A 24,921-nucleotide genomic window follows, 5' to 3' on the forward strand; every position below is an offset into this window, starting at 1 on the left:
CCGTGTTGTTGGTGTGGCCTGAGCGAAAGAGAGAGAACTTATGTTTGGTAAAGCCGGATTGGGTAACCTGATGAAGCAGGCCCAGCAAATGCAGGACAAAATGGCGCAGGTTCAGGAAGAGATCGCCAAAATGGAAGTGACCGGTGAATCCGGTGCCGGCCTGGTGAAAGTGACCATCAACGGCGCGCACAACTGCCGTCGCGTGGAAGTGGATCCAAGCCTGCTGGAAGACGATAAAGACATGCTGGAAGATCTGGTTGCTGCGGCATTCAACGATGCGGCCCGCCGCGTTGCTGAAACGCAGAAAGAGAAAATGGCCGCCGTGTCCTCCGGTATGCAGCTGCCGCCTGGCTTCAAGATGCCGTTCTGATGCAAACCAGCCCGCTCCTTGAAGCATTAATGGAGTCGCTGCGCTGCCTGCCGGGCGTTGGGCCAAAATCGGCCCAACGCATGGCTTTTCAGCTGCTACAGCGCGATCGCAGCGGCGGTATGCGTCTGGCGCAGGCGTTGACCCGCGCGATGTCCGAAATCGGACACTGTGCGGACTGCCGGACTTTCACCGAGCAGGAGATCTGCACCATCTGCGCGAACCCGCGTCGCCAGCAGAACGGCCAGATCTGCGTGGTGGAGAGCCCGGCGGATATCCATGCCATCGAACAGACCGGGCAGTTTTCCGGCCGTTACTTTGTGCTGATGGGCCACCTTTCCCCGCTGGACGGTATCGGACCGGGAGATATCGGCCTGGATCGTCTGGAGCAGCGACTGGAAAAAGAAACCATTCAGGAAGTGATCCTCGCCACCAATCCGACGGTAGAAGGCGAGGCCACCGCCAACTACATTGCCAGCCTGTGTGAACAGTATGGCGTGGAGGCCAGCCGCATCGCTCACGGCGTGCCGGTCGGCGGTGAACTGGAAATGGTGGACGGTACCACGCTGTCCCACTCCCTGGCCGGACGCCACAAGATTAAATTCTGACCATTCAAACGGCACGAATTTTCGTGCCGCCTTGAAAATCCTGCGCTTCTCCCCCATCTCTACCCTCAACGTTCATCAACCTGTTTTAGTTGAGGTAGCAATGACCATGAAAGGACAAGAGACGCGTGGCTTCCAGTCAGAGGTGAAACAGCTTCTGCACCTGATGATCCACTCACTCTATTCAAACAAAGAAATCTTCCTGCGCGAGCTGATCTCTAACGCCTCGGACGCCGCCGATAAGCTGCGTTTCCGTGCATTATCGACCCCCGATCTGTACGAGGGTGACGGCGAACTGCGCGTGCGTGTTTCTGTCGACAAGGAAAACCGTACCCTGACGCTGAGCGATAACGGCATCGGTATGCGTCGTGACGAAGTCATTGAAAACCTGGGCACCATTGCCAAGTCCGGTACCAAATCCTTCCTTGAATCGCTGGGTTCTGACCAGGCGAAAGACAGCCAGCTGATCGGCCAGTTTGGCGTGGGCTTCTACTCGGCGTTTATCGTCGCCGATAAAGTTTCCGTGCGCACCCGCGCTGCCGGTGCCGCCGCCGATGAAGGCGTATTCTGGGAGTCCGCTGGCGAAGGTGAATACACCATCGCGGACATCACTAAAGAGGATCGCGGTACCGAAATTACCCTGCACCTGCGTGAAGGCGAAGACGAGTTCCTGGATGCGTGGCGCGTGCGCAGCATCATCAGCAAATACTCCGACCATATCGCCCTGCCGGTTGAGATTGAATCCCACAACGAAGAAGACGACACCACCAGCTGGGAAAAAATCAACAAGGCCCAGGCGCTGTGGACCCGCAGCAAGTCTGAAATCAGCGAAGACGAATACAAAGAGTTCTACAAGCACGTTGCCCACGACTTCACCGACCCGCTGACCTGGAGCCACAACCACGTGGAAGGTAAGCAGGAATACACCAGCCTGCTGTACATTCCAGCCCAGGCGCCGTGGGATATGTGGAACCGCGATCACAAGCACGGCCTGAAGCTGTACGTACAGCGCGTATTCATCATGGATGACGCCGAGCAGTTTATGCCGAACTATCTGCGCTTCGTGAAGGGGCTGATCGACTCCAACGATCTGCCGCTGAACGTCTCCCGTGAGATCCTGCAGGACAGCCGCATCACGCAGACCCTGCGCAGTGCGCTGACTAAGCGTTCCCTGCAGATGCTGGAGAAAGTGGCGAAGGATGACGAAGAGAAGTATCAGAAATTCTGGCAGCAGTTCGGTCTGGCACTGAAAGAAGGCCCGGCGGAAGACAGCGCCAACATCGAGACCATCGCGAAACTGCTGCGCTTTGCTTCAACCAGCAGCGAAGGCCCGGCGCAAACCGTGTCGCTGGAAGACTACATCAGCCGCATGGTGGAAGGTCAGGAGAAGATTTACTTCATTACCGCCGACAGCTATGCCGCGGCGAAGAGCAGCCCGCACCTGGAACTGTTCCGTAAAAAAGGTATTGAAGTCCTGCTGCTCTCCGATCGCATCGACGAATGGATGATGAGCTACCTGACCGAGTTCGACGGCAAGCCGTTCCAGTCCGTCAGCAAAGCCGACGATGCGCTGAGCAAACTGGCCGACGAAGAAACCGAAGAGCAGAAGGAAGCCGAGAAGGCGCTGGAGCCGTTCGTTGAACGTGTGAAAACGCTGCTGGGCGAGCGTGTGAAAGAAGTCCGTCTGACCCACCGTCTGACCGATACTCCGGCTATCGTCACCACCGATGCCAACGAAATGAGCACGCAGATGGCCAAGCTGTTTGCCGCTGCGGGCCAGGACGTGCCGGACGTGAAGTACCTGTTCGAGCTGAACCCGGATCACGCGCTGGTTAAACGCGCCGCCGATACCCAGGACGAAGCACGCTTCGCCGAGTGGATCGAGCTGCTGCTGGATCAGGCGCTGCTGGCCGAAAAAGGCTCGCTGGAGGATCCAAACCAGTTTATCCGCCGCATGAACCAGCTGCTGCTGGGCTAATTACCGACGCGTAAGCTGAAAAGGGCCAGATAATCTGGCCCTTTTTTATGCCTCAATATCCCGCCCGGTTCAGACGCCGCCGGATGCTTCTTCCAGCAGCCAGCGGCGGAACAGAGCGATCTCCTGCTCCTCGCGGCGGGTCTCTTTCACCATCATCCAGGTGGCGCGATCCACCTCGGCAAAGCCCAGCGGCGCAATCAGCGATCCTTCCTGAATCTCTTTTCTCACCAGAATTTGCGGCGTCATGATAATGCCCATGCCGCTGCGTGCGGCCTGGATTGCCAGCGTCAGATTATCGAAGTGGCGTCCGGCCCAGAAATCGCCGCGTGCCCCGGTCTTTTTTGCCCACTCAGCCCAGGCGTGCAGCTTGGTATCGGCATGCAGCAGCGGCAGGGTGGCGAAGTCAGTTTCATAGGTGAAGCGGTTGGCGAACTCCGGCGAACAGACCGGACCAATGTAATCAACGGTGATCAGCGTGGCGGCGATATCGTCGCCAACCGGCTGCTCATGGCTGACGATCAGCAGATCGCAGTGTTCGTTACGTACGCGCTCAATGTCGACATGGGTCTGGAAGGTCAGGGCGATCTCGGCGTGGCGGCTGGTAAAACGGCTGATCCGCGGGATCAGCCACTGGGCAAGAAAACTGGGGGCGCAGGAAATCGTCAGGCTGTGCAGATTGCGCGCGCGGATCTTTTCACAGGTTGATTCAATCTCGCCGAAGGTTTGTATACAGCAGACCTTCAGCCGCTCGCCGTCCGAGGTCAACTGGACCCGGCCGCCAACCCGCAGAAACAACGGCTTATCTAACCACTCTTCCAGAAGTTTGATTTGATGGCTGACCGCGCTATGCGTCACGTGCAGTGATTGTGCAGCAAGGCTAAAGCTTTGATGCAGCGCTGCCTGATGGAAATAGCGCAGGGCGCGCAGTGAAGGTAGTCCGGACATGGCCCCATCCGTTAGAAAATCTCACATCCAGTGTCTGTTTATATCATTTTAAAGTCCAGCCGAATTTACCTACTCTGACCCCGGAGTCATCAACAGGCCCGTTGCCCTGTGAGGATATTTTCTCTTTTAACTCCATAGGCATACAGCATATTTTTTTCTTGTCAGCCCACGATTACGTACAACAGCTATGTGAAGGAAAGGAAAATGACAACTCAGTATTCCGTAAAACCACAGCTCGTAATGTTTACCGGTGGTCGCGATAGTACGCTGGCAGCGTGTTATCTGATGTTACAGGGTATCCCTGTGCACCTCTGGTCAGGAAACAGCGGATGTTCACTGCATCGTGGAATTTTAGCGCATCGCGTTGATGAATTAAGAAACCGCTTCGGTGATTTGGTCGTCGATCATACCGTTGCCGACATCAGCGGGGCGTTCCGCTCAATCGCTATTGAAAACCTGGAAAGTGACATCCTTAAGTACCGAAAAAATCTGGTGCTTTTAGGGGAAAAGCTAGCCATTCACGCACACCTTGTCGATTTCTGCCACCGCAACGGTATTAACACCATTAACGATGGTATCACCCACTATCAGATGGAATTCCCGGAGCAGCGTCAGGTGGCGAAGGCGTTTCTGGTGGAGATGATGGCTCAGTACGACATCAACTATCAGTCACCCGTCTATGAATTCGCCCAGTCGGCGGACGATGTGAAATACCGTCTGCTGCAGCTGGGCATTTCCACCAAATCGCTGGAAGGCATTAGCATTTTCGCCGATAGCTTCTCCACGCCGTCGGACGAAGTGATCCTCGCCTATCTGCGTGAAAAAGCCCCGCTGGCGCAGAACATCGTGCGTTTCCTGTCCGGTGAAACCCTGCTGACCCCGGTGCTGAAAGCCAGCGCCGTTGCCTGAGTTAAACCGCTAATCGTGGCGTAACCGGCGGGTTACGCCACGCGGAGTTTGCCATGAAAGTTATCGTTAAATGCGCAGCCATTATCATCAATCAACGCTCGCTGTTGCTGACGCGTAAACGCGGTACCAGCATCTTTATTTCCCCCGGCGGCAAGCCGATGGCTGGGGAAGATCACCTCAGCTGTCTGAAAAGAGAACTTCAGGAAGAGCTGGGCGTCCAGGTCAAAGCCTTCCGCCCGTTTGGCCTGTTCCACGGCCGGGCCGAATTTGAACAAACGGCGATTGAAAATCACGTTTATCACGTCGAAATCAGCGGGCAGCCGCGCGCGGGTTCTGAGATTGAAGAAATTGCCTGGGTGAACTACCGCCTGCCTCCCTGCGAGATCGCCGTGGGTTCAATATTCCGCGATAACGTGATGCCGCTTCTTTTCCAGCAAGAGTTAATTAATTAATGGATACCTCCTCACTCTCCCTTCAGTTACAGCAGGTCCACGGCGACCAGTTTTATAAGCGAGCGCGTATGCTGAGAGATGAACTCCGCGAAGAACTGACCCACGTCTACGGACTGGAAAAGTACGAGTTATTCTTTATCCAGTCGGTGCGGGTCGGGCTGGTGATCCTGTCCCATCTGTTTCACAAGCAGGAAACCACCCTGTGCCTGGCGCGGCATTCCCACTATCAGCCGGTCAGCGAGCTGTTTAACTTCCCCAATACCCATTTTACCGGGCCGGGAGCGGTGCCGATTATCACCCACGTCAATCCCTACACCGCCGAAGTTAACGCCCTGAAGGGCAGTAAGGGCAAAGGCGTTGTCGATGCCTCCCACAGCTTCGCGACCTGCCGCCATGCGGAACTGATCGCCGACAGCTCGATATTCGTTGCCCCGCTGCACAAGCATGCCTCTTTGACTATCGGGCTGGCGATCATTGCCCTGCGTCCGGAAGACTTCAGCACTCTGATGCGCAGTGAACTGCTGCTGTTTGAGGAATCCACCGCGTCGGATAAACCGCTGACCGAGGCGCTGGACAATCTCCGCAGCCCCGACTGGCAGCCGTTTAATATGGCCAGCGTCGGCGCCATCAGCCTGAAAGACGTGGGCGGGATGGATTTTGATTCGATCGGTGAGGCGGGTGGACCGTTTAGCTGCTTTAACGTGCCGCCACTCAGCGAAGCCCTGAAGCAGCAGGTGAAAGCGGCCGGTGCGAGCTATTTCGAGCAGACCGGCACGCTGCGGCTCTCCAGCTGGGCGCGCGGTGATGGCAGCCAGTCGATCGATATGACGGATGAAACAGAACAACAACTACGCGCCCTGTGGGAGGGGAAATGAAAAACGCACTGCCGGTGAATGGCAACCTGATTGGCATTATGGGTGGCATTATTCTCAGCACCGATTCGGTGTTTATCCGCATGATGGGCATCGAAAATTCGTGGCTGATCGTTGTGCTGCGCGGCATCTTTATGTGGGGCACGTGTCTGCTGGTCTGGCTACTATGGCGGAAAAGTCGTTCAACGTTAGGCACCCCCTGGCTGACCCAGGATAATGCGCTGTCGACGCTGTTTTTCTGCATTTCCTCGGCCTGTTTCGTCAATGCGCTGAACCGCGGCAGCGTGGCGACGGTGCTGGTGATCATCTCCTCTACGCCGTTTATTTCGTCGCTGATTTCCCGTCTGTTCTTTAAGATGCGCATCGACCGCAGCGTGATGCTGGCATCGCTGGCGGGCATTATCGGCGTGGCGGTGGTGATGTCCGGCCGCAGTGAGGGCCATAGCGGCATTGCCAACCTTTACGCGCTGGGGACGGCATTCTCCATGGCACTGGCCTTTATTTTTACCTCGCGCGTGAGCGGCGGGACGGCCGGGCTGCCTTCGCTGGGAGCGATACTGGCTTCGGTGGTGATTGCGCTGTGGTCCGGCACCGATCTCCTCGAAAGTCTGAAAATGCTGACGCCCGCGCAGTATGGCTGGTCGGTTGCCGAAGGCGCGCTGATTATGCCGCTGGCAATGGGATTGATCACATTATCGACCCGTTTTGTTTCTCCGGCCAATGCCGGGCTGTTTCTCCTGCTTGAGACGGCATTGGCTCCGCTATGGATGTATCTGTTTATGGATGAAATCCCTACTATTCATGCAGTTATTGGCGGGGCGGTCATTATTATGGCGGTGGTGTCCCAGACCGTTTATGCCCGTCGCCGGGTGGATGTACAACGCTACGCGGATGCAGGATAGCCGCGCGCTTCCTTGTGGTGGGCGGGCCATTAATGGTATGTTCATACACTTGGATAAAGTAAACATATAAGCAATTCGCAAGGGGATTTACGCAATGCGTATTATTCTGCTCGGGGCTCCGGGTGCAGGTAAGGGGACTCAGGCTCAGTTTATTATGGAGAAATACGGTATTCCGCAAATCTCCACGGGTGACATGCTGCGTGCCGCTGTTAAAGCCGGTTCGGAGTTAGGTCTTCAAGCCAAAGAGATTATGGATGCGGGTAAACTGGTGACTGATGAACTGGTTATCGCGCTGGTCAAAGAGCGTATCGCTCAGGAAGACTGCCGTAACGGTTTCCTGCTTGACGGTTTCCCGCGCACTATCCCTCAGGCTGATGCCATGAAGGAAGCGGGCATCAAAGTCGACAACGTGCTGGAGTTCGCTGTTCCAGACGAACTGATCGTTGAGCGTATTATCGGTCGTCGCGTTCACGCACCATCCGGCCGCGTTTATCACGTAACCTTCAATCCACCTAAAGTGGAAGGCAAAGACGACGTGACCGGCGAAGAGCTGACCACGCGTAAAGATGACCAGGAAGAAACCGTACGTAAACGTCTGGTTGAGTACCATCAGATGACCGCGCCGCTGATTGCTTACTACAGCAAAGAAGCCGAAGCGGGCAACACCGCGTACAACAAGATCGACGGCACGCGTAAAGTGGCCGAAGTCAGCGCTGAGCTGGCTAAAATCCTCGGTTAAGTCTGAAAGGGGTCGGATAATTCTGGTCCCCTTTTACAGCAATTGGTTTTTCCCCCGCTATTTTCCGTTAGAATGAGTCTCGTTTTCATCTCCGCTGATGCCATCAAAAGGAATAACAATGAGGCAAGATAAGCCAGGCGTACTGCTGGTCAATTTAGGCACACCAGATGCTCCGACCACATCCGCAGTAAAACGATATCTTAAGCAGTTCCTCAGTGATAAACGCGTGGTTGATACGCCGCGCTGGCTGTGGTGGCCGATTCTGAATCTGGGTATCCTGCCGATTCGATCGCCGCGCGTAGCAAAACTTTATGCTTCCGTCTGGACCGACGAAGGCTCGCCGCTGCTGGTGTTCAGCAAGCGTCAGCGCGATGCGCTGGCGGCGAAACTCGATATTCCGGTCGCGCTGGGGATGAGCTACGGCAATCCCAGCCTGAAAAGCGCCGTTGACGATCTGATGGCGCAGGGCGTGAATAAGCTGATCGTTCTGCCGCTGTATCCGCAGTTCTCCTGCTCGACGGTGGCCTCGGTGTGGGACGGCCTCAGCAGCGTGTTTGCCGGCTACCGCAGCCTGCCAACGGTGCATTTTATTCGCGACTATGCCGATCATCCGGCCTATATCGCCGCGCTGAAGGCGTCAGTCGAGCGTTCTTTCGCGCAGCACGGTAAGCCGGATTTGCTGGTCACTTCGTTCCACGGCATTCCGCAGCGCTTTGCGGATGAAGGTGACGACTATCCGCAGCGCTGCTACGACACCTTTAACGGGCTGAAAGCCTCGTTGGGTCTGAGTGACAGCGAAGCCATGCTGACCTTCCAGTCGCGCTTTGGCCGCGAGCCCTGGCTGACGCCGTACACCGATGAAACCATGCAAGGTCTGCCCGCCAAGGGCGTGAAGCACGTGCAGGTGATGAGCCCGGGCTTCTCTGCCGACTGCCTTGAAACGCTGGAAGAGATCAACGAACAGAACCGTGAATTCTTCCTGCACGCGGGCGGCACGCGGTTTGAGTACATCCCTGCGCTGAACGACGATGAAGCGCATATCGCCATGATGCTGGAACTGGTTAATCAGTACCGCTAACTGAGCAGGCGATCGGCCGTTCAGTGCCGATCGCCTCGTTGCGCAAATATGCTATGATTGCGGCCTGCTTCCCCTTCTGGTCCTGCAATTATGAAATTCCCCGGTAAACGTAAATCCAAACACTATTTCCCCGTCAGCGCGCGCGATCCGCTGTTACAGGTCGCTGAGCCGGAAAATGAGGCGGCAAATAGCTGGATAGTGGGCATTGACCAGATCCTTGTCGATATTGAAGCCAAAGTGGATGATGACTTTGTGCACCGCTACGGCCTCAGCGTCGGTCATTCGCTGGTGATTGAAGATGATGTGGCGCAGTCGCTGTATGAAGAGCTGATGCGCGATAATCTGATCACCCATCAGTTTGCCGGTGGCACCATTGGCAACACGCTGCACAACTATTCCGTTCTGGCCGACGACCGCTCCGTGCTGCTGGGCGTGATGTGCAACCACATCCAGATTGGCAGCTATGCTTACCGCTACCTGTGCCATACCTCCAGCCGCACCGACCTGAACTATCTGCAGGGCGTTGACGGCGCGATTGGCCGCTGCTTCACGCTGGTGGGCGATAACGGCGAACGCACCTTTGCCATCAGTCCGGGCATGATGAACCAACTGCGTGCGGAAAGCGTGCCGGAAGAGGTGATTGCGGGCTCATCGGCGCTGGTGCTGACCTCCTATCTGGTGCGCTGTAAGCCGGGTGAGCCGATGCCGGAAGCGACCATGCAGGCCATCCACTATGCCAAAAAGCATAACGTGCCGGTGGTGCTGACGCTGGGTACCAAATACGTCATTGCCGATAATCCGCAGTTCTGGCGCGACTTTATGCGCGATCACGTGTCGATCGTGGCGATGAATGAAGACGAGGCCTTTGAGCTGACCGGCGAGAGCGATCCGCTCCAGGCCTCGAATATTGCCCTTGACTGGGTGGATCTGGTGCTGTGCACAGCCGGACCGAACGGTCTGTATATGGCCGGGTTCACGGAGGAAGAGGGCAAGCGCACCACCCGCCATCCGCTGCTGCCCGGTGCTATCCCGGAATTTAACCAGTACGAGTTCAGCCGCGCCATGCGCCATCAGGACTGCACCGTCCCGCTGCGGATTTTCTCCCATATCGCACCTTATATGGGTGGGCCGGAAAAAATCATGAACACTAACGGTGCGGGTGACGGCGCGCTGGCGGCGCTGCTGCACGATATTACCGCCAACAACTTCCACCGCAGCAACGTGCCCAACTCCAGTAAACACGGGCGCAGCTATCTGACCTACTCCTCGCTGGCGCAGGTGTGTAAGTACGCTAACCGCGTCAGCTATCAGGTGCTGAACCAGCATTCACCGCGCCTGTCGCGTGGTCTGCCGGAGCGGGAAGACAGCCTGGAAGAGTCTTACTGGGAACGTTGATGCGGGGATAGGAAAAGCAGGGAAGGTTAAATCAGCCGATCTGCCCTCTCTGGCGTTGAGCCGATGGGATAAAAAAGGGACGATGTGAATCGTCCCTTATTACGGGCATCAGATCGGGCACTCTGCCGGCGCTTCAACCGGGTTGAGCAGGATCAGATTGAGCATGCTGTTGGCGATCTCACGCTCGCCCATCACCACGCGGTCAGCTCCGCGCTCCATAATGTAATCCACTTCATCGTCGTAGTGGGCGCGGGCGATAATTTCAATGTTAGGGCGCTTTTCACGGGCGGCGGTGACGATCTCTCCGGCCTCGTAGCCGTTCGGGATGGTCAGCAGCATCCAGCGCGCGCAGTCGAGGCGCGCCAGGTCCATGATATCGCTCCGGGCGGCGTTGCCTAATACCGCCTTAATTCCCTGCTCGCGCAGCGCTTCGACGCGCGGGCGGCTGTTTTCAACGACCACAATTGGAATACCGGCTTCCATCAGGCGGCTGCCCAGCAGGCTGCCAACGCGGCCAAAACCGACCACAACGGCGTGATTGCACAGGTCCACCGGGATCTGCTTCTCTTCTTCAATCGCCTCTTCCATGGTCTGTTCTTCAATGGTTTCGGTTTTTTCCAGATAGCGCTCGAGCACGGCAAACAGGATGGGGTTCAGCATAATCGACAGAATGGCGCTCGCCAGCACCAGATTACGACCGGTTTCCGGCAGCAGGTTCAGGGATACGCCCAGTCCGGCCAGGATAAAGGCAAATTCACCGATCTGCGCCAGGCTGACCGAAATGGTCAGCGCGGTGCGTTTCGAGTGACCGAACAGCCGCACCAGGAACAGCGCGGCAAGGGATTTACCGAAGACGATAATCGCCAGCGCGCCCAGCACCGCCAGCGGCTGCTGCACCAGAATCATCGGGTCAAACAGCATGCCGACCGACACGAAGAACAGCACCGCAAAGGCGTCGCGCAGCGGCAGCGTATCGTGGGCGGCGCGGTGGCTCAGCTCGGACTCGTTAAGCACCATACCGGCAAAGAAGGCACCCAGCGCGAAGGAGACATCAAAGAACTCGACCGCGCCGAAAGCGATACCCAGCGCCAGCGCCAGCACCGCCAGGGTAAACAGCTCGCGTGAGCCGGTTGCGGCGCTGCGGGCGAGGATCCACGGCACCACGCGGCGGCCAACCACCATCATCAGCACCATAAAGGCCACCACTTTACCGATGGTGATCACCAGATCGAGCAGCAGCAGGCCAATGCTGGCATTACCCTCTTCAAACATCCCGGCGATGGCAGGCAGCAGCACCAGCGCCAGCACCATCACCAGGTCTTCTACAATCAGCCAGCCAATCGCAATCTGCCCGCGCTGGCTGTCAATCAGCTGACGCTCTTCCAGTGCACGGAGCAGCACCACCGTACTCGCGGTGGAAAGGCACAGCCCGAACACTAATCCGGTCAGCATTGACCAGCCCATCGCCCACGAAAGCCCCATTCCCAGCAGCGTCGCCACGGCTATCTGCGCGATAGCGCCGGGAATGGCGATCGACTTTACCGCCATCAGGTCTTTCAGCGAGAAGTGCAGACCCACGCCGAACATCAGCAGGATCACGCCCAGTTCAGCCAGTTCGGGAGCAAGATTGGTATCGGCGACGAAGCCAGGGGTAAAAGGACCAGCAAGAACGCCAGCCAGCAGGTAACCAACAAGGGGAGAGATGCGCAGGCGGTTAGCCAGCATACCGAGGAGGAAGGCGAGAACTAAGCCTCCTACTATGGTGGTGATAAGCGGTGTGGTGTGGTGCATGCCTGTCTCCTTATGTATGCCTGCTCGTCATACTTCAAGTGGCAGATGCCCTGTTTGTTGCCCTGGTCACTGTGCGATCCGTGCGCCGGGCTGGGGGGCCTTCCGCTGTACTGCAACTCGAATTAATTAGAGTATAAATGTGTCCAGTTGTAAGTTTTCAGTGTATGGCATAATCCGCCCTCGCGCTTGTGTTTATTGAGACTAAGGGAAAAAAATATGAGCCATACGGTGAAATTTGTCAGTAAGTGCGATTTTACACACTTATCAGATTACAGTGCTGGTGTTACCGGAGCGTGAACCGGTGCAAAAATCAGACAATTGCACCGGTAAGGGACTATTTACGCCGGTTATCAGGCAGGAAAGCCGTAAGAATACCGAGAAGCGGCAGATAAGCGCAGATTTGGTAGACCAGTTCGATGCTGGTGTGGTCCGCCAGCAGCCCGAGCAGGGCGGCACCCAGTCCACCCATACCGAAGGCAAAACCAAAAAACAGTCCGGAAACCATACCGATACGTCCCGGCATCAGCTCCTGGGCATAGACCAGAATGGCGGAAAACGCCGAGGCCAGCACGAAGCCGATAATCACCGACAGCACGCCCGTCCACAATAAGTTCATATGCGGCAGCAGCAGCGTAAAGGGGGCCACGCCGAGAATAGAGGCCCAAATCACCCGCTTACGACCAATCTTATCGCCGATCGGGCCACCGATCACCGTTCCTGCCGCCACGGCAAACAGGAAAATAAACAGGTGGAGCTGCGCGCTTTGTACCGACAGGCCGAATTTCTGCATCAGATAAAAGGTGTAGTAGCTGCTCAGGCTGGTGAGATAGAAATATTTGGAGAAAATCAGCACTAGCAAAATGCTAATCGCAAAGGCCACCTGACGGCGCGGCAGCGAGCTGTCGGCTGGCACGGTGCTTTTTTTCGCCATGCGATTCTGCGTCTGATACCAGCGGCTGATTTGCAGCAGCACCACAATCGCCAGCAGCGCCGCCAGCGAGAACCACGCAACGTTGCCGCGACCGTAGGGCGCAATCACCAGCGCGGCCAGCAGCGGGCCAAGCGAGCTGCCAAAATTACCGCCGACCTGGAACAGCGACTGCGCCAGACCATGACGCCCGCCTGATGCCATCCGCGCGACGCGTGAGGATTCCGGGTGAAATACCGACGAACCGGTGCCGACCAGCGCGGCGGCCAGCAGAACGGTGGTGAAGCTTCCGGCCAGCGCCAGCAGGATCAGGCCAGAAAGCGTAAAGCCCATGCCGATGGGCAACGACCACGGCTGCGGATGCTTATCGGTGTAATGTCCAATCAGCGGCTGTAACAGAGACGCGGTGAGCTGATAGGTCAGGGTGATCAGGCCTATCTGCACGAAGCTGAGCGAGAAATCCGCACGCAGCAGCGGGTAGATCGCCAGAATCAGCGACTGGATCATATCGTTCAGTAGATGGGCAACGCTGATGGCACCGAGAATGCCAAAAGCCGTGCGCCGGAGGGGCGATGTCGGAGAAGAGAGCGGGGATTCACTTGCCATTAAATTAACCTGTCATCCAATTATGTTTTTATGAGTGCAGAGAAGCAAAATCACTGCAAAGCCCTCTTTTATAGCGAACAACCTTCGCGCGAGTAATTACCATTTAGAGCTATTTCGGCGCTACGGTTGCGGGGCTGTCACAAAAAGTGAATACTTTTGCTGATTATTTTGGCAGAGCTGCATTTATGCGGTTTTGTTTGCGGTTGATGAAACAAGGAGAAGTGCAGTGCCGGTATTCAATAAACGTATCTTGAGTTTGCTGACCGTGGGGCTGCTCAGCGCGCCGCTGATGGCGCAGGCATGGGTAAAAGACCGTACCTATAAATTCACCGTGTTGCATACCAACGATCATCACGGTCGCTTCTGGAACAATGAGCACGGTGAATACGGGCTGGCGGCGCAGAAAACCATGATGGATAAGATCCGTCTGGACGTGCAGTCACACGGTGGGGCGGTGCTGATCCTGTCAGGTGGCGATATTAATACCGGCGTACCGGAATCCGATCTGCAGGATGCCGAGCCTGATTTCCGCGGGATGAACCTGATTGGCTACGACGCCATGGCGATTGGTAATCACGAGTTTGATAATCCGCTGCCGGTGCTTCGCCAGCAGCAGAAGTGGGCGAAGTTCCCACTGCTCTCCGCCAATATCTATCAAAAAAGTACCGGCCAGCGCCTGTTCCAGCCCTATGCGCTGTTTAACCGTAAGGGACTGAAAATCGCGGTTATCGGCCTGACCACCGACGACACGGCCAAGATTGGCAACCCGGAAAACTTCACCGATATCGTCTTCCATAAACCGGCAACCGAAGCGAAAGCGGTGGTGGAAGCTCTGCGGGCGAAAGAAAAACCGGATGTGATTATTGCCGCGACCCATATGGGGCACTATGACAACGGTAATCACGGATCGAATGCGCCGGGCGATGTGGAAATGGCCCGCGAGCTGCCTGCAGGCTACCTGGATATGATTGTGGGTGGGCACTCACAGGATCCGGTCTGTATGGCGCAGGAGAACGTCAAGCAGGCGGACTACGTGCCGGGCACACCCTGTACGCCGGATCGCCAGAACGGCACCTGGATCGTGCAGGCCCACGAGTGGGGCAAGTACATTGGCCGCGCCGACTTCACCTTCCGCAACGGCCAGCTGAAGCTGGAACATTACGAACTGGTGCCGATCAACCTGAAGCATAAAGTCACCAACGCCGACGGCGGCACCAGCTGGGTGAACTACACGGCTGAAATCGACAAAAATCCGGCGATGATGAAACTGCTGACGCCGTTCCAGAAAAAGGGTGAAGCGCAGCTTGGGGTGAAAATTGGCAGCGTTAACGGCCACCTTGAAGGCGATCGCAGCAAGGTACGCTTCGTGCAGACCAATATGGCGCGGCTGATCCTGGAAGGACAGATTGAACGCACCAACGCCGATTTTGCGGTGATGAGTGGCGGCGGCGTACGCGACTCGATCGAAGCCGGAGACATTACTTATAAAGACGTGCTTAAGGTGCAGCCGTTTGGCAATACTCTGGTTTACGTGGATATGAAAGGCAGCGAAGTGCGCGATTATCTGGCGGTGGTGGCGAATAAGCAGGTGGATTCCGGCGCCTATGCGCAGTTTGCCCGCGTCAGCCTGATTGCCGACGGCAGCGGAGTGAGCGAGGTGAAAATTAACGGCGAACCGCTGCAGGACGATAAGGTTTACCGCATGGCCACCCTGAGCTTCAACGCCACCGGTGGCGACGGTTATCCGCAGGTCGATAAGCAGGCCAGTTATGTAAACACCGGTTTTGTCGATGCAGAGGTGCTGAAGCAATACATTCAGGGCCACTCGCCGCTGGATGCGGCGAAGTATCAGCCTGCTGGAGAAATCGTCTACAAAAAAGCAGAGTAAAGTCGGCTGCGGCAGTGGATATGGAGCACACGAGTGCTCCATATCCACACCATCAGGAAGAGGTATGAGCCTGACGGCGCTGTTCGCGCGAACGGATCAGGCGCTCGCGGAGCTTATCGTAGGCCCAGTTATAGACCACCGTGTAGGGCAGGAAGAACAGGAAAAAGCCCAGCTCAACCAGAAATGCCTGCCACAGCGTCACACCCAGCATCCAGGCCGCCAGCGGCAGACCAATCAGAATAAAGCCACCTTCAAAGCCCAGCGCATGCATCACGCGCAGCGCCAGCCCGCGCTTCACCCGCTCACGCGGGAACAGGCGATCGAACCCGGCGTTGTAAATCATGTTCCAGATCATCGCCACCGTGGAAAGCATAATAGCCAGTGCGCCCATCTGAAAAAGCGGTTTGTTCATAAGCCAGGCGGCAACGGGAGAAACGATCGCGATGGCCACCAGTTCAAAGCCTGCAGCATGATAAAAACGTTCTTTCAGTGTACGAGTGGACATATGTCCTCCAGAGTGATTAGAAAGCGTATTTTCTATCCTTTTGCTGCTAAGATAAAATGATTATCCATCGATAAAAGCGATACATCAGCGATGCGTTATTCACCGGAATCCCTTGAGGCCTTTGTACAAACTGTAGAAAGCGGTTCGTTCTCCGCTGCGGCGCGGGCGCTGCGCAAAAGTCAGTCGACGGTCAGCACCGCAGTGGCTAACCTGGAAAGCGATCTCGGGCTGATTTTGTTCAATCGTGAAGCCCGCACACCGGTACTGACCGAAAACGGCCAGCGGGTGCTGACGCAGGTCAATGCGATTCTGAATGCCGCCGCGCAGCTGGACGAACTGGCCATGCGGCTGGCGGGTGATGTCGAGCCCTGTCTACGCCTGGCGATCTCCGATTTCTGGCAGGCCGATCATCACGAGCATCTGCTGAAACGCTTTGCCAGCCGTTACCCGGATATTGAGTTTGAATGCATGATTGCCGAGGACGGCGACGTGATCGATCTGCTGCAAAGCGGCAGGGCGCATATCGGCGTGATCCGCGTGCAGGATCGCTATCCGGCGAATATCAGCCTTCGCCGGCTACAGGTGGAGGCGAAAATGGCGATTTACCTGCATAAGGATCATCCGCTGGCGCAGCAGGACAGCGTGACGGAAGCCGAGCTGCAGGGAGTCAGGCAGCTGCGGCTGAATACCTGGACTGAACAGGAACCGGTGCCGGGAGGCAAAATCTGGCTGGCGCCGTCGTATCTGCTGCTGCTGGAGATGGCGGAGCAGGGATTTGGCTGGAGCGTGCTGCCGCGCTGGCTGACCGAACAGTTTGGCCACCGGCTATTGCGCGAACTGCCGGTGGCGGGCTGGCCGCAGAATATCCGTGTGGACGTTGCCTGGTCACGGCTTTCACCGCCCGGCCCGGCGGGGCGCTGGATGATCGATCAGCTGATTAATCAGCGGCCGGATTAATCGCGTTTGGCGATATCGGCAAACGTCGCGCTCAGCAATTTTGCCAGGTCGCCTGGTGCCAGTTCGAGATCCAGCCCGCGCCTGCCGCCGGAAACATAGATCGTTGCGAAATGCTGCGCCAGATGGTCGATTACCGTCGGCAGGCGTTTTTTCTGCCCCAGCGGGCTGATGCCGCCCAGTAGATAACCGGTACTGCGCTGGGCAAACTGCGGGTCGGCCATCTCGACCTTTTTCGCCCCTAGCGCTTTCGCCACTTTTTTCAGATCGAGCTGCCCGGCCACCGGCGTGACGGCAACCGCGAGGGTTTTATTGTCGCCGTTAAGCGCTACCAGCAGCGTTTTATAGACCCGCTCGGCGTCAAGATTGAGCTTGCGCACCGCCTCGTCACCGAAGTTGGTTTCGTTGCTGTCGTGCTCGTAAGGATGCAGCGTAAAGCTTACTTTCTGTTTTTCTAAAAGTTTTACCGCCGGAGTCATCGCCTAAATCCTTCCCGTATTAACCGCGTACATGCCGCTTAAAATTGGTGAATAAAAGTACTGGAGAAAAAGTGCGCATTGAGCGACAATCTGCCCCGCGTCAGCACCCGTGCTGATAGATAACCAAAATCATAAAAAAATTCCTTATTGACTGGCCGATAGCGATATCGGCCATTTTTTTTAGCGCCCCAGCAGCTCGGGGAGATTTCCCTCACCGTAAAGATGCAGCGCGCCAACCGCCAGGACATAGCGGCCAGGCGGCAGCGCATGCAGCTGCTCGCACCATCGCTGATTGCGCTGATGCATCAATAAATCACTCAGGCTGCTGCTGAAGGTATCCGGCAGTACCGTTTTGCCGCTGCTGCCCGGCGGCGCTTCCAGCCACCAGCTGACCATCGTTTGCAGCAGCCGGGCATTGACGTGCCAGTGCTGTAACGTATCTTCCAGCAGCGTCATGCCCTCATCCGGCAGCGACTTCAGCAGCGCCAGCTGGGTTTCCGGCCCCTCAAGCTCAATGATTTTTATCTGCCGCTCTTTCGCCGCCTGCAGCAGCTGATAGTCAATGCCGCAATCGGCACGCAGGCCCAGGCGCTGTGCCTGCTGCGCCTGAAGCATCAGCGCGACCTGCCAGGCGGGCAGGGTATCGATACGCTGCAAATCGATATCCAGTTCGCCGCACCGTTTCTCCAGCTGCTGGAACCGATCCGCCGACAGGCGCTGCTCCAGCGGCGGACACTGCGCGCTGTCGCTGAACGGGGATCCACCGGCGGTAATATCCGCTTCCACAATCAGCGCATCGACAGCCTGTAGCTGGTTGAGCAGTTCTCCGGGCAGCGGAGACATATTACGCGTGCCCATATGGATACTGCCTACCAGATGCAGGTGCCGTTGGCCGAGGGAAATATCCAGCGCCGGATAACGATACTCTACCGGCCAGAGCCTGCGCGACAGCCGCCGCAGTGCGTGAATGACTTTCCCCATTATCCCTCCGCCGGATCGCGTTAATAGCCCTCATGCTAACGCGATAAGTCGCTGAGCGACAGGGCAAAACGCAGCACGCTGGCCTGCCCCGGCCTGAAACGTTAATCCTGCGGCGGGCGGAAGCGGATCAGGCGATTTGCATTGCTCACCACGGTGATGGAAGAGAGCGCCATCGCTGCACCGGCCACCACCGGATTGAGCAACGTGCCGGTCAGTGGATAGAGTATTCCGGCCGCAATCGGAATACCGCAGGCGTTATAAATAAACGCGCCCAGCAGGTTCTGCTTCATATTGCGCAGCGTGGCTTTGGCAATCGCCAGCGCATCCGCCACGGCGTTCAGGTCCTGGCGCATCAGCGTGATCGCCGCCGTTTCAATGGCAACATCGCTGCCGCCGCCCATCGCAATGCCGACATCGGCCTGCGCCAGCGCCGGGGCATCGTTGATGCCGTCACCGATCATCGCTACCTGCTGACCCTGCCGCTGTAGTTCGCTAATCGCCTTTGCTTTGCCTTCAGGCAGCACTCCGGCGATCACCCTGTCGATTCCTGCTTCCCGGGCGATGGCGTTGGCGGTGATTTCGTTATCGCCGGTCAGCATCACCAGTTGGTAGCCGCGGCGATGCAGGCGCTGTAATGCGCTGACGCTTTCCTGACGCAGCGGATCGCGGATGGCAAACAGCGCGACGATTTTCCCGTCCGCCGCCAGCAGCACCGGCGTAGTACCGTTGGCGGCATGCTCAGCCAGCGGTGTGGCAGCGTCCCGGGTATCAATCTGCTGCTGCTCCATCAGCGCCAGGTTACCCAGCAGCAGCGGCTTACCGTCGAGTATGCCGCTAACGCCGAGGCCCGGTATTGTACGAAATTGCGCAACGTCCGGCAGTGACGCCACCGCGGCGTGGTCGATAATCGCCCGCGCCAGCGGATGGCTGGAACCCTGCTCAAGGGCCGCCGCCTGGCGCTCCACGTCCGCTGCCGCCGCATCGTTGAACAAGACAACCTCAACCACGCGCGGTGCGCCTTCGGTTAGCGTGCCGGTTTTATCGAACACCAGCGTGGTCAGCGTGCTGGCGCGCTGAAGTGCATCGGCATCGCGCACCAGCACGCCAAACTCGGCCGCCCGGCCCACGCCGGAAATAATCGACATCGGCGTTGCCAGCCCCAGTGCACAGGGGCAGGCGATAATCAGCACGGTGGTGGCAATCACCAGCGTGTAGACAATCTGCGGCGCGGGGCCGATGAAATACCAGATTGCCGCACTCAGCAGGGCAATCAGAACGACCGCCGGGACAAACACCGCCGAAATTTTATCGGCCAGCTGGCCAATTTCCGGCTTGCTGCTCTGCGCCTGGCGCACCAGCTGGATAATGCGGGACAGCGTGGTGTTTTTGCCGATGGCCTGCGCGCTGAACAACACGCTGCCGTCCTGAAGAACCGTCCCCGCATGAATCGTATCGGCCGGGGATTTCTGCTGCGGGATCGCCTCACCGGTCAGCATCGCTTCATCCAGCCAGGCTTCACCCTGCACAATGGTGCCATCGACCGGCACGCGGTCACCGGTAGTGACGCGTAGCGTCATACCGAGTTGGACTTCGCTCAGCGGCAGCACGCGCTCACCGCTTTCGGTGACAACGCGGGCGGTCGGCGGCGTCAAATCCAACAGTTTTTCCAGCGCCTGCGAGGAGCGCTGGCGGGCACGCTGTTCCAGCATATGGCCGAGGTTAATCAGGCCGATAATCATCGCGCTGGCTTCGTAATAGAGGTGGCGGGCTTCCATCGGGAACCATTCAGGCCACAGATTGACGCTGATGGAGTAAAGCCACGCCGCACCGGTGCCGAGGGCCACCAGGGTATCCATCGTCGCGGTACGGTTCAGCAGGCTGCGCCAGGCGCTGCGGTAGAAATGGCCACCGGCTATTACCATGACCGCCAGCGTGAGCACGCCGATCGCCAGCCAGCCGCTGCGGTTTTCCGCAGTGAGCATCATATTGTCGCCGATCATCCCCCAGCCCATCAGCGGGATGCCGAGTGCAAGAGCCAGCGCGGCCTGCCAGCGGAAGCGGCGCGTGGCGGTCTGCGCACTCAGCTGCTGCTTCTCGCGGCGTTCGGTTTCATCTTCAATAATTTCGGCGGCGTAGCCGGCACTGCTGACCGCATCGATCAGCGTTTGCGGCGAGGCGGTGCCGAGCACCAGCGCGCTGCGCTCGGCGAGATTAACCCGCGCCTGGCTGACGCCCGGCACGTTTTGTAAGGCATTCTGTACTCGTCCTACGCAGCTGGCGCAGCTCATGCCGTCAATTAACAGCTGATAGCTGTCGCCAGCGTCGGATGCCGGAAGCTGGGAAACGGCCGCTGTCAGCGCTTCCGGCTGAGATTCTGATTCTGTCAGCGGATCAGGCTTTGGGTGGCTGTCGTCCGCTGACAGGGTTGCGTGATAGCCTGCGCCTTCCACGGCGGCAATCAGCGCTTCTGCGCTGGCGCTGCCGGTGATGCGTGCATCGTTAATCGTGACCTCGGCCTGTTCAACACCGTCCAGTTTAGACAGCGTTTCCGTTACCCGTTTAACGCAGTGGCCGCAGGTCAGGCCATCCAGCGCCAGTAGCGTGGTGTGTGACATAGAAAACTCCTTATTGCCCGGTTTGACCCGGTGCGCGATTTGCAGTAGTTATGAAGGTTAAACCTTCCATCAAGGTGAAGGTCAAGGAGCAAAAATGAATATCAGTGAGGTCGCCAGAAAAACCGGCCTGACCAGCAAAGCGATTCGCTTCTATGAAGAGAAAGGACTGGTGACGCCGCCGCTGCGTAGCGATAACGGCTATCGCACCTACTCGGCGAAACAGCTGGAAGAGCTGACGCTGCTGCGCCAGGCGCGGCAGGTGGGATTTAATCTGGACGAGTGTCGGGAAATGGTCAGCCTGCTTAACGATCCGCAGCGCCACAGCGCCGATGTGAAGGCTCGCACGCTGGAGAAGGTGAAAGAAATTGAGAGCCATATCGAGCAGCTGACGCAGATGCGTCTGCGGCTGCTCGATATGGCGGCCAGCTGCCCCGGTGATGACAGCGCGGACTGCCCGATTATCAATCACCTGGCGGGCTGCTGCACCACGAAGAAACCGGCTTAGTCCTCGCGGCGCGCCACCTGCAGGGTAATGCCCTCAACTGCCACCACTACGATATTGCAGCCCGCAGGCAGGTCTTCCGCTGCCTGCACCCGCCAGTTGCCGTCCCCGATACGCACGTGGCCAAAACCGTTGACCAGCGCGCTGTCCAGCGTCAGTCGGCGACCGATAAGCTGCTGCCCGCGCTGATTCAGCGAGGAGGGGGGCTGGCGACGTTCCCGGCGCTGCAGCCAGCGATGCCACCACAGTGCGGCGAGTACGGTGAGTACCGCGAAGCTAATCCCCTGCCACTCCCACGGCATTGGCACCAGCCATACCAGCAGTGCAACCAGTACGGCAGCAATGCCGCTCCACAGCAGATATCCGCTGGTGCCCAGCATCTCGGCAGCCAGCAGCAGGCCGCCCAGCGTCAGCCACAGCCACCAGGGATTGGCCAGCAGTTCAACCAGCATCAGCGGTTCCGCTCCGTTTTACGATCGCCCAGCAGTTCGCTGATACCGGCGATCGACCCCAACAGGCTGCTGGCATCCAGCGGCATCATCACCACCTTACTGTTGTTTGCCGCACCGATATTTTGCAGCGCATCGGTATATTTCTGCGCGACAAAGTAGTTAATCGCCTGGATATCCCCAGCGGCAATCGCTTCTGACACCATTTTCGTGGCCCGCGCTTCGGCCTCTGCACCGCGTTCGCGGGCTTCGGCAGCAAGGAATGCGGACTGGCGCTCACCCTCGGCCTTCAGGATCTGCGATTGTTTTTCTCCTTCTGCGCGCAGGATCGCCGCCTGGCGTACCCCTTCGGCTTCAAGGATATCAGCACGCTTGGTACGTTCCGCCTTCATCTGGGCGTTCATTGAGGCGATCAGCTCTGCGGGGGGCCGCACGTCGCGGATCTCGATACGGGTGATTTTCACCCCCCACGGATTGGTGGCTTCATCAACGATTTGCAGCAGGCGGGTGTTGATACTGTCGCGCTGAGAGAGCATCTCATCCAGTTCCATCGAGCCGAGAACAGTACGCATATTGGTCATGGTGAGGTTGATGATCGCCAGCTGAAGATTGCTGACCTCATAGGCCGCGCGGGCCGGATCGACCACCTGAATAAAGCAGACGGCATCGATGGTGACGCTGGCGTTATCCTTCGAAATAATCTCCTGAGAAGGAATATCCACCACCTGTTCCATCATATTAATTTTGCGCCCAACGCGGTCCATAAACGGCACCACCAGGTTTAAGCCTGGCTTTAGCGTGGTGGTATAGCGGCCAAAGCGTTCGACGGTCCACTGATAGCCCTGCGGGACAATTTTGATCCCGGACCAGACGATAATCAGCGCCAGAATGATAATGACGGGAATAACAGCAAGCATTAATAACCTCCGGATTGTTATTATCAGGGCCGATCCGCTTCAGCCCTGCCGCGACCAGTTTGCTGTATTTATGTGCGCTAGCATAGCCGCGCGGGCAATTTTTTGCCCTGCCTGCGAACGAAGTGCGAGGCGTTACGCAGGAAGGTCGATATTTTGCAGAAAATCGCGGATGGGCCCGGCCTGCTGCTGGAATAAGGAGACGATCTCCTCTACCGCTTTCCCCGCCTCATTTTTCCAGGCAAGCGAAAGCGGGGAAGGCTGCCGCTGATTGGCCACTTCGCAGCTGACTAGATGGCCGCTGCTGATGTAGCGCTGGCAGAGTTCAGCAGGCAGAAAGCCGACGCCCAGCCCCTGCAGATGGCACTCCAGCTTGCTGCTTAAATCGGGAACGATAATCTCTTTTTGACCCGGCAGCAGCCAGGCGACGCGTTTGGTGAGGTTGCGTGAGGTATCTTCAATATTAATGGCGGGCCACGCGCGGAGCTTGTCCTCATGCAGTGGCCCTTCGCTCTGGGCGAGCGGGTGGCTGGATGCCACCACAAACAGCCAGCTGATGCCGCCCAGCTCCAGCAGACTGACGTTGTTGGCCAGCGCTTCGGATCCGGTCACGCCGATCGCCAGCTGGAAATCATCGTGCAGCAGGGAATCCCACACCCCCATATACACCTGACGGGAGATAAGAAACTGGGTCAGCGGGAATTTCTGATGCAGATGCGCCAGCAGTTTTGCGACGGCCTGCGGCGAGTAGAGCAGGTTATTAATCACGATATTGACCTGGCGCTCAACGCCGTGATTAATCTGCTGCAGCTCACCCGGCATCGCGTCCAGCCAGGCCAGCCACTGTCGGCAGCGCTCCAGCAGGTGATCGCCCGCGGGCGTTAACTGAACGATGCGGGTGGTGCGCATAAACAGCTGGGTGCCGACATCCTCCTCCAGCATTTTTATCCGGTAGCTGATCGCCGCAGGGGTTTTGAACAGCGCTTCGGCCGTTTTCGAAAAGCTGTGGCTTTCCGCCACGTGGATAAAGGTACGGATAGTTTCCTGGTCAAGCACAGAGAATAGGCTCCTGATAAACGCGTTCCGTAACCGGACGGTAAACGCTAAGCCTAACAGGATAACAGCAGACGAATGATGATGCAGAGCCAGAAAAGAGTTGATGAATGTTGCAGAAAGTTGAAAGGAGCCTGCGGATAAAGCAGGCCATGCAGCAAACGGCATGACCTGCCCGGTTTACATCAGCAGTCTACATCGCGATTGCAGTCTTTCGAGTAGATGTAGCTGAACTCTTCTTTACCGACCGCGTAGCCCGCCTGCGGCACATAGGCACCCATAAAGATGTAGTCGCCTTTTTTCACCGGGATCCATTCGTTATCCAGGTTATACACGCCTGCGCCGGTCAGCACATAGGCACCGTGCTCCTGCACGTGCGTTTCCACGTAACCGTGGCTTGCACCGGGCTTGAAGGAGAGGATATGCATGTTCATATCGAAGCCCAGCTCTTTCGGCAGCAGGTCCTGCAGGGTGACGTCGCTCATCCCCTCGTAGTGAATTTTTTCGAGGTTCTTGACGTTGTCGCTGACCACGTGGGCCTCGTAGCCTTTGATGCGCTGGTAGGTCCGCTTGTAGAGGAACAGCTGGCTTGGCTGGCCGCCGTTGGTGTTCTCCAGGCGCAGCGTCACGCCCGCCGGGCAGAATAAATAGCCGCCGCTGGTCAGCGGATAGTCGGTGCTGTCGGCGGAGGCCGTGACCTTACCGTCAATCACATAGACGAAGGTTTCAACGTTTTCTCCGCCAAACCCCTGCTGGTTGCGCCCGCCGTCATGCAGGGTAACCAGATAATCCACAAAGGTTGCGCCCAGTTTTGGCGTGGCCAGAATGGTGACGTCGCAGTTTTCAAAACCGGGGATCACGTTTCTGACCAGGCCTTCAGGTGGGATCAGCGCATAGTTTTTACGTTTGATAATGGAGCGCGATGCCAGAAGGTCTGTCGGATAGCCGATCTGATTCGTAAAGTATCCCATAATCATTCTCCTTTAAAATTTAAGCGGCCACTCACCCGTGGCC

24 protein-coding genes are annotated in these 24,921 nt (G+C 57.4%); 13 read left to right on the forward strand and 11 right to left on the reverse strand.

The window, feature by feature from the left end; all coding sequences use genetic code 11:
- Nucleotides 1-40 precede the first annotated feature (40 nt).
- The 3 genes from EC836_RS18360 (at nt 41) to htpG (ending at nt 2,950) form a co-directional block, all read left to right on the forward strand.
- Nucleotides 41-370 carry a YbaB/EbfC family nucleoid-associated protein gene (locus tag EC836_RS18360; RefSeq protein WP_123335769.1) on the forward strand — a complete coding sequence of 110 codons (330 nt, stop codon included), beginning with the start codon at nt 41-43 and terminating at the stop codon, nt 368-370.
- A complete protein-coding gene (recR, locus tag EC836_RS18365) occupies nt 370-975 on the forward strand; it encodes a recombination mediator RecR (RefSeq protein WP_105590836.1) in 606 nt (201 codons plus the stop codon). The genes EC836_RS18360 and recR overlap by 1 nt, the downstream gene beginning before the upstream one ends.
- Before the next feature lie 106 nt (nt 976-1,081).
- Nucleotides 1,082-2,950 carry a molecular chaperone HtpG gene (gene htpG / locus EC836_RS18370; RefSeq protein WP_199735234.1) on the forward strand — a complete coding sequence of 623 codons (1,869 nt, stop codon included), beginning with the start codon at nt 1,082-1,084 and terminating at the stop codon, nt 2,948-2,950.
- A gap of 69 nt (nt 2,951-3,019) precedes the next feature.
- On the opposite strand, the gene EC836_RS18375 is transcribed toward htpG, so the two are convergent.
- Nucleotides 3,020-3,895, reverse strand: a complete 876-nt coding sequence (locus EC836_RS18375) for a LysR substrate-binding domain-containing protein (protein ID WP_123335771.1) — start codon at nt 3,893-3,895, stop codon at nt 3,020-3,022.
- A gap of 204 nt (nt 3,896-4,099) precedes the next feature.
- On the opposite strand from EC836_RS18375, the gene EC836_RS18380 reads away from it, so the two are divergent.
- The 7 genes from EC836_RS18380 to EC836_RS18410 all read left to right on the forward strand — a co-directional run bounded on the left by EC836_RS18380 (nt 4,100) and on the right by EC836_RS18410 (nt 10,242).
- Nucleotides 4,100-4,804 carry a hypothetical protein gene (locus EC836_RS18380; protein WP_123335772.1) on the forward strand — a complete coding sequence of 235 codons (705 nt, stop codon included), beginning with the start codon at nt 4,100-4,102 and terminating at the stop codon, nt 4,802-4,804.
- A gap of 53 nt (nt 4,805-4,857) precedes the next feature.
- A complete protein-coding gene (locus tag EC836_RS18385; RefSeq protein WP_123335773.1) occupies nt 4,858-5,256 on the forward strand; it encodes an NUDIX domain-containing protein in 399 nt (132 codons plus the stop codon).
- Nucleotides 5,256-6,131 (forward strand): DUF6024 family protein, encoded by an 876-nt coding sequence (locus EC836_RS18390; protein WP_123335774.1) that lies wholly within the window; start codon nt 5,256-5,258, stop codon nt 6,129-6,131. Before EC836_RS18385 ends, EC836_RS18390 begins: the two co-directional genes overlap by 1 nt.
- Nucleotides 6,128-7,030: a DMT family transporter gene (locus EC836_RS18395; protein ID WP_123335775.1), complete on the forward strand. Its 903-nt coding sequence runs from the start codon at nt 6,128-6,130 to the stop codon at nt 7,028-7,030. The genes EC836_RS18390 and EC836_RS18395 overlap by 4 nt, the downstream gene beginning before the upstream one ends.
- Nucleotides 7,031-7,124: 94 nt before the next feature.
- On the forward strand, nt 7,125-7,769 hold the full coding sequence (gene adk, locus EC836_RS18400; protein WP_123335777.1) for an adenylate kinase: 645 nt from the start codon (nt 7,125-7,127) through the stop codon (nt 7,767-7,769).
- Between the two features lie 118 nt (nt 7,770-7,887).
- Nucleotides 7,888-8,847 (forward strand): ferrochelatase, encoded by a 960-nt coding sequence (gene hemH, locus EC836_RS18405; RefSeq protein ID WP_123335779.1) that lies wholly within the window; start codon nt 7,888-7,890, stop codon nt 8,845-8,847.
- 90 nt (nt 8,848-8,937) lie between these two features.
- Nucleotides 8,938-10,242, forward strand: coding sequence for an inosine/guanosine kinase (locus EC836_RS18410; protein WP_123335782.1), 1,305 nt, complete (start codon nt 8,938-8,940; stop codon nt 10,240-10,242).
- A 108-nt stretch (nt 10,243-10,350) separates the two neighbouring features.
- Here EC836_RS18410 and ybaL read toward each other — a convergent pair whose 3' ends face one another.
- Entirely contained in the window at nt 10,351-12,033 is a 1,683-nt protein-coding gene (ybaL, locus tag EC836_RS18415) for a YbaL family putative K(+) efflux transporter (protein WP_123335785.1), read from the reverse strand.
- A gap of 334 nt (nt 12,034-12,367) precedes the next feature.
- Nucleotides 12,368-13,567: an MFS transporter gene (locus EC836_RS18420; protein WP_123335786.1), complete on the reverse strand. Its 1,200-nt coding sequence runs from the start codon at nt 13,565-13,567 to the stop codon at nt 12,368-12,370.
- A gap of 289 nt (nt 13,568-13,856) precedes the next feature.
- On the opposite strand from EC836_RS18420, the gene ushA reads away from it, so the two are divergent.
- Nucleotides 13,857-15,455, forward strand: coding sequence for a bifunctional UDP-sugar hydrolase/5'-nucleotidase UshA (gene ushA, locus EC836_RS18425; protein WP_304466149.1), 1,599 nt, complete (start codon nt 13,857-13,859; stop codon nt 15,453-15,455).
- 52 nt (nt 15,456-15,507) lie between these two features.
- On the opposite strand, the gene EC836_RS18430 is transcribed toward ushA, so the two are convergent.
- Nucleotides 15,508-15,960, reverse strand: a complete 453-nt coding sequence (locus EC836_RS18430) for a multidrug/biocide efflux PACE transporter (RefSeq protein WP_123335790.1) — start codon at nt 15,958-15,960, stop codon at nt 15,508-15,510.
- A 90-nt stretch (nt 15,961-16,050) separates the two neighbouring features.
- Here EC836_RS18430 and EC836_RS18435 point away from each other — a divergent pair, with 90 nt between their 5' ends.
- Nucleotides 16,051-16,917, forward strand: coding sequence for a LysR family transcriptional regulator (locus EC836_RS18435; protein WP_123335792.1), 867 nt, complete (start codon nt 16,051-16,053; stop codon nt 16,915-16,917).
- Here the strand turns inward: EC836_RS18435 and ybaK are convergent.
- From ybaK to copA, 3 genes are all read right to left on the reverse strand, one after another.
- Complete coding sequence (gene ybaK / locus EC836_RS18440; RefSeq protein ID WP_123335794.1) at nt 16,914-17,393, reverse strand: Cys-tRNA(Pro)/Cys-tRNA(Cys) deacylase YbaK; 480 nt, start codon at nt 17,391-17,393, stop codon at nt 16,914-16,916. The genes EC836_RS18435 and ybaK overlap by 4 nt on opposite strands.
- Nucleotides 17,394-17,573: 180 nt before the next feature.
- Entirely contained in the window at nt 17,574-18,374 is an 801-nt protein-coding gene (locus tag EC836_RS18445) for a TraB/GumN family protein (RefSeq protein ID WP_123335797.1), read from the reverse strand.
- Between the two features lie 101 nt (nt 18,375-18,475).
- Complete coding sequence (copA, locus tag EC836_RS18450; protein ID WP_123335798.1) at nt 18,476-20,989, reverse strand: copper-exporting P-type ATPase CopA; 2,514 nt, start codon at nt 20,987-20,989, stop codon at nt 18,476-18,478.
- A gap of 94 nt (nt 20,990-21,083) precedes the next feature.
- Between copA and cueR the strand changes: the two genes are divergently transcribed.
- Nucleotides 21,084-21,494, forward strand: a complete 411-nt coding sequence (gene cueR, locus EC836_RS18455) for a Cu(I)-responsive transcriptional regulator (protein ID WP_123335801.1) — start codon at nt 21,084-21,086, stop codon at nt 21,492-21,494.
- Here cueR and EC836_RS18460 read toward each other — a convergent pair.
- The 4 genes from EC836_RS18460 to allE all read right to left on the reverse strand — a co-directional run bounded on the left by EC836_RS18460 (nt 21,491) and on the right by allE (nt 24,878).
- Nucleotides 21,491-21,943, reverse strand: coding sequence for an NfeD family protein (locus EC836_RS18460; RefSeq protein WP_123335803.1), 453 nt, complete (start codon nt 21,941-21,943; stop codon nt 21,491-21,493). The two genes, cueR and EC836_RS18460, sit on opposite strands and share 4 nt — an antisense overlap.
- The gene (locus EC836_RS18465) at nt 21,943-22,857 is read right to left on the reverse strand and encodes an SPFH domain-containing protein (protein ID WP_123335805.1); all 915 of its coding nucleotides are present in this window, start codon (nt 22,855-22,857) and stop codon (nt 21,943-21,945) included. The genes EC836_RS18460 and EC836_RS18465 overlap by 1 nt, the downstream gene beginning before the upstream one ends.
- Nucleotides 22,858-22,989: 132 nt before the next feature.
- The gene (gene allS / locus EC836_RS18470; RefSeq protein ID WP_123335807.1) at nt 22,990-23,910 is read right to left on the reverse strand and encodes an HTH-type transcriptional activator AllS; all 921 of its coding nucleotides are present in this window, start codon (nt 23,908-23,910) and stop codon (nt 22,990-22,992) included.
- 182 nt (nt 23,911-24,092) lie between these two features.
- Complete coding sequence (gene allE, locus EC836_RS18475) at nt 24,093-24,878, reverse strand: (S)-ureidoglycine aminohydrolase (RefSeq protein WP_123335809.1); 786 nt, start codon at nt 24,876-24,878, stop codon at nt 24,093-24,095.
- Between the last annotated feature and the right edge of the window lie 43 nt (nt 24,879-24,921).

Origin of the sequence: Erwinia sp. JUb26 (genome assembly GCF_003751505.1) — a bacterium.
Taxonomy (GTDB): domain Bacteria; phylum Pseudomonadota; class Gammaproteobacteria; order Enterobacterales; family Enterobacteriaceae; genus Erwinia.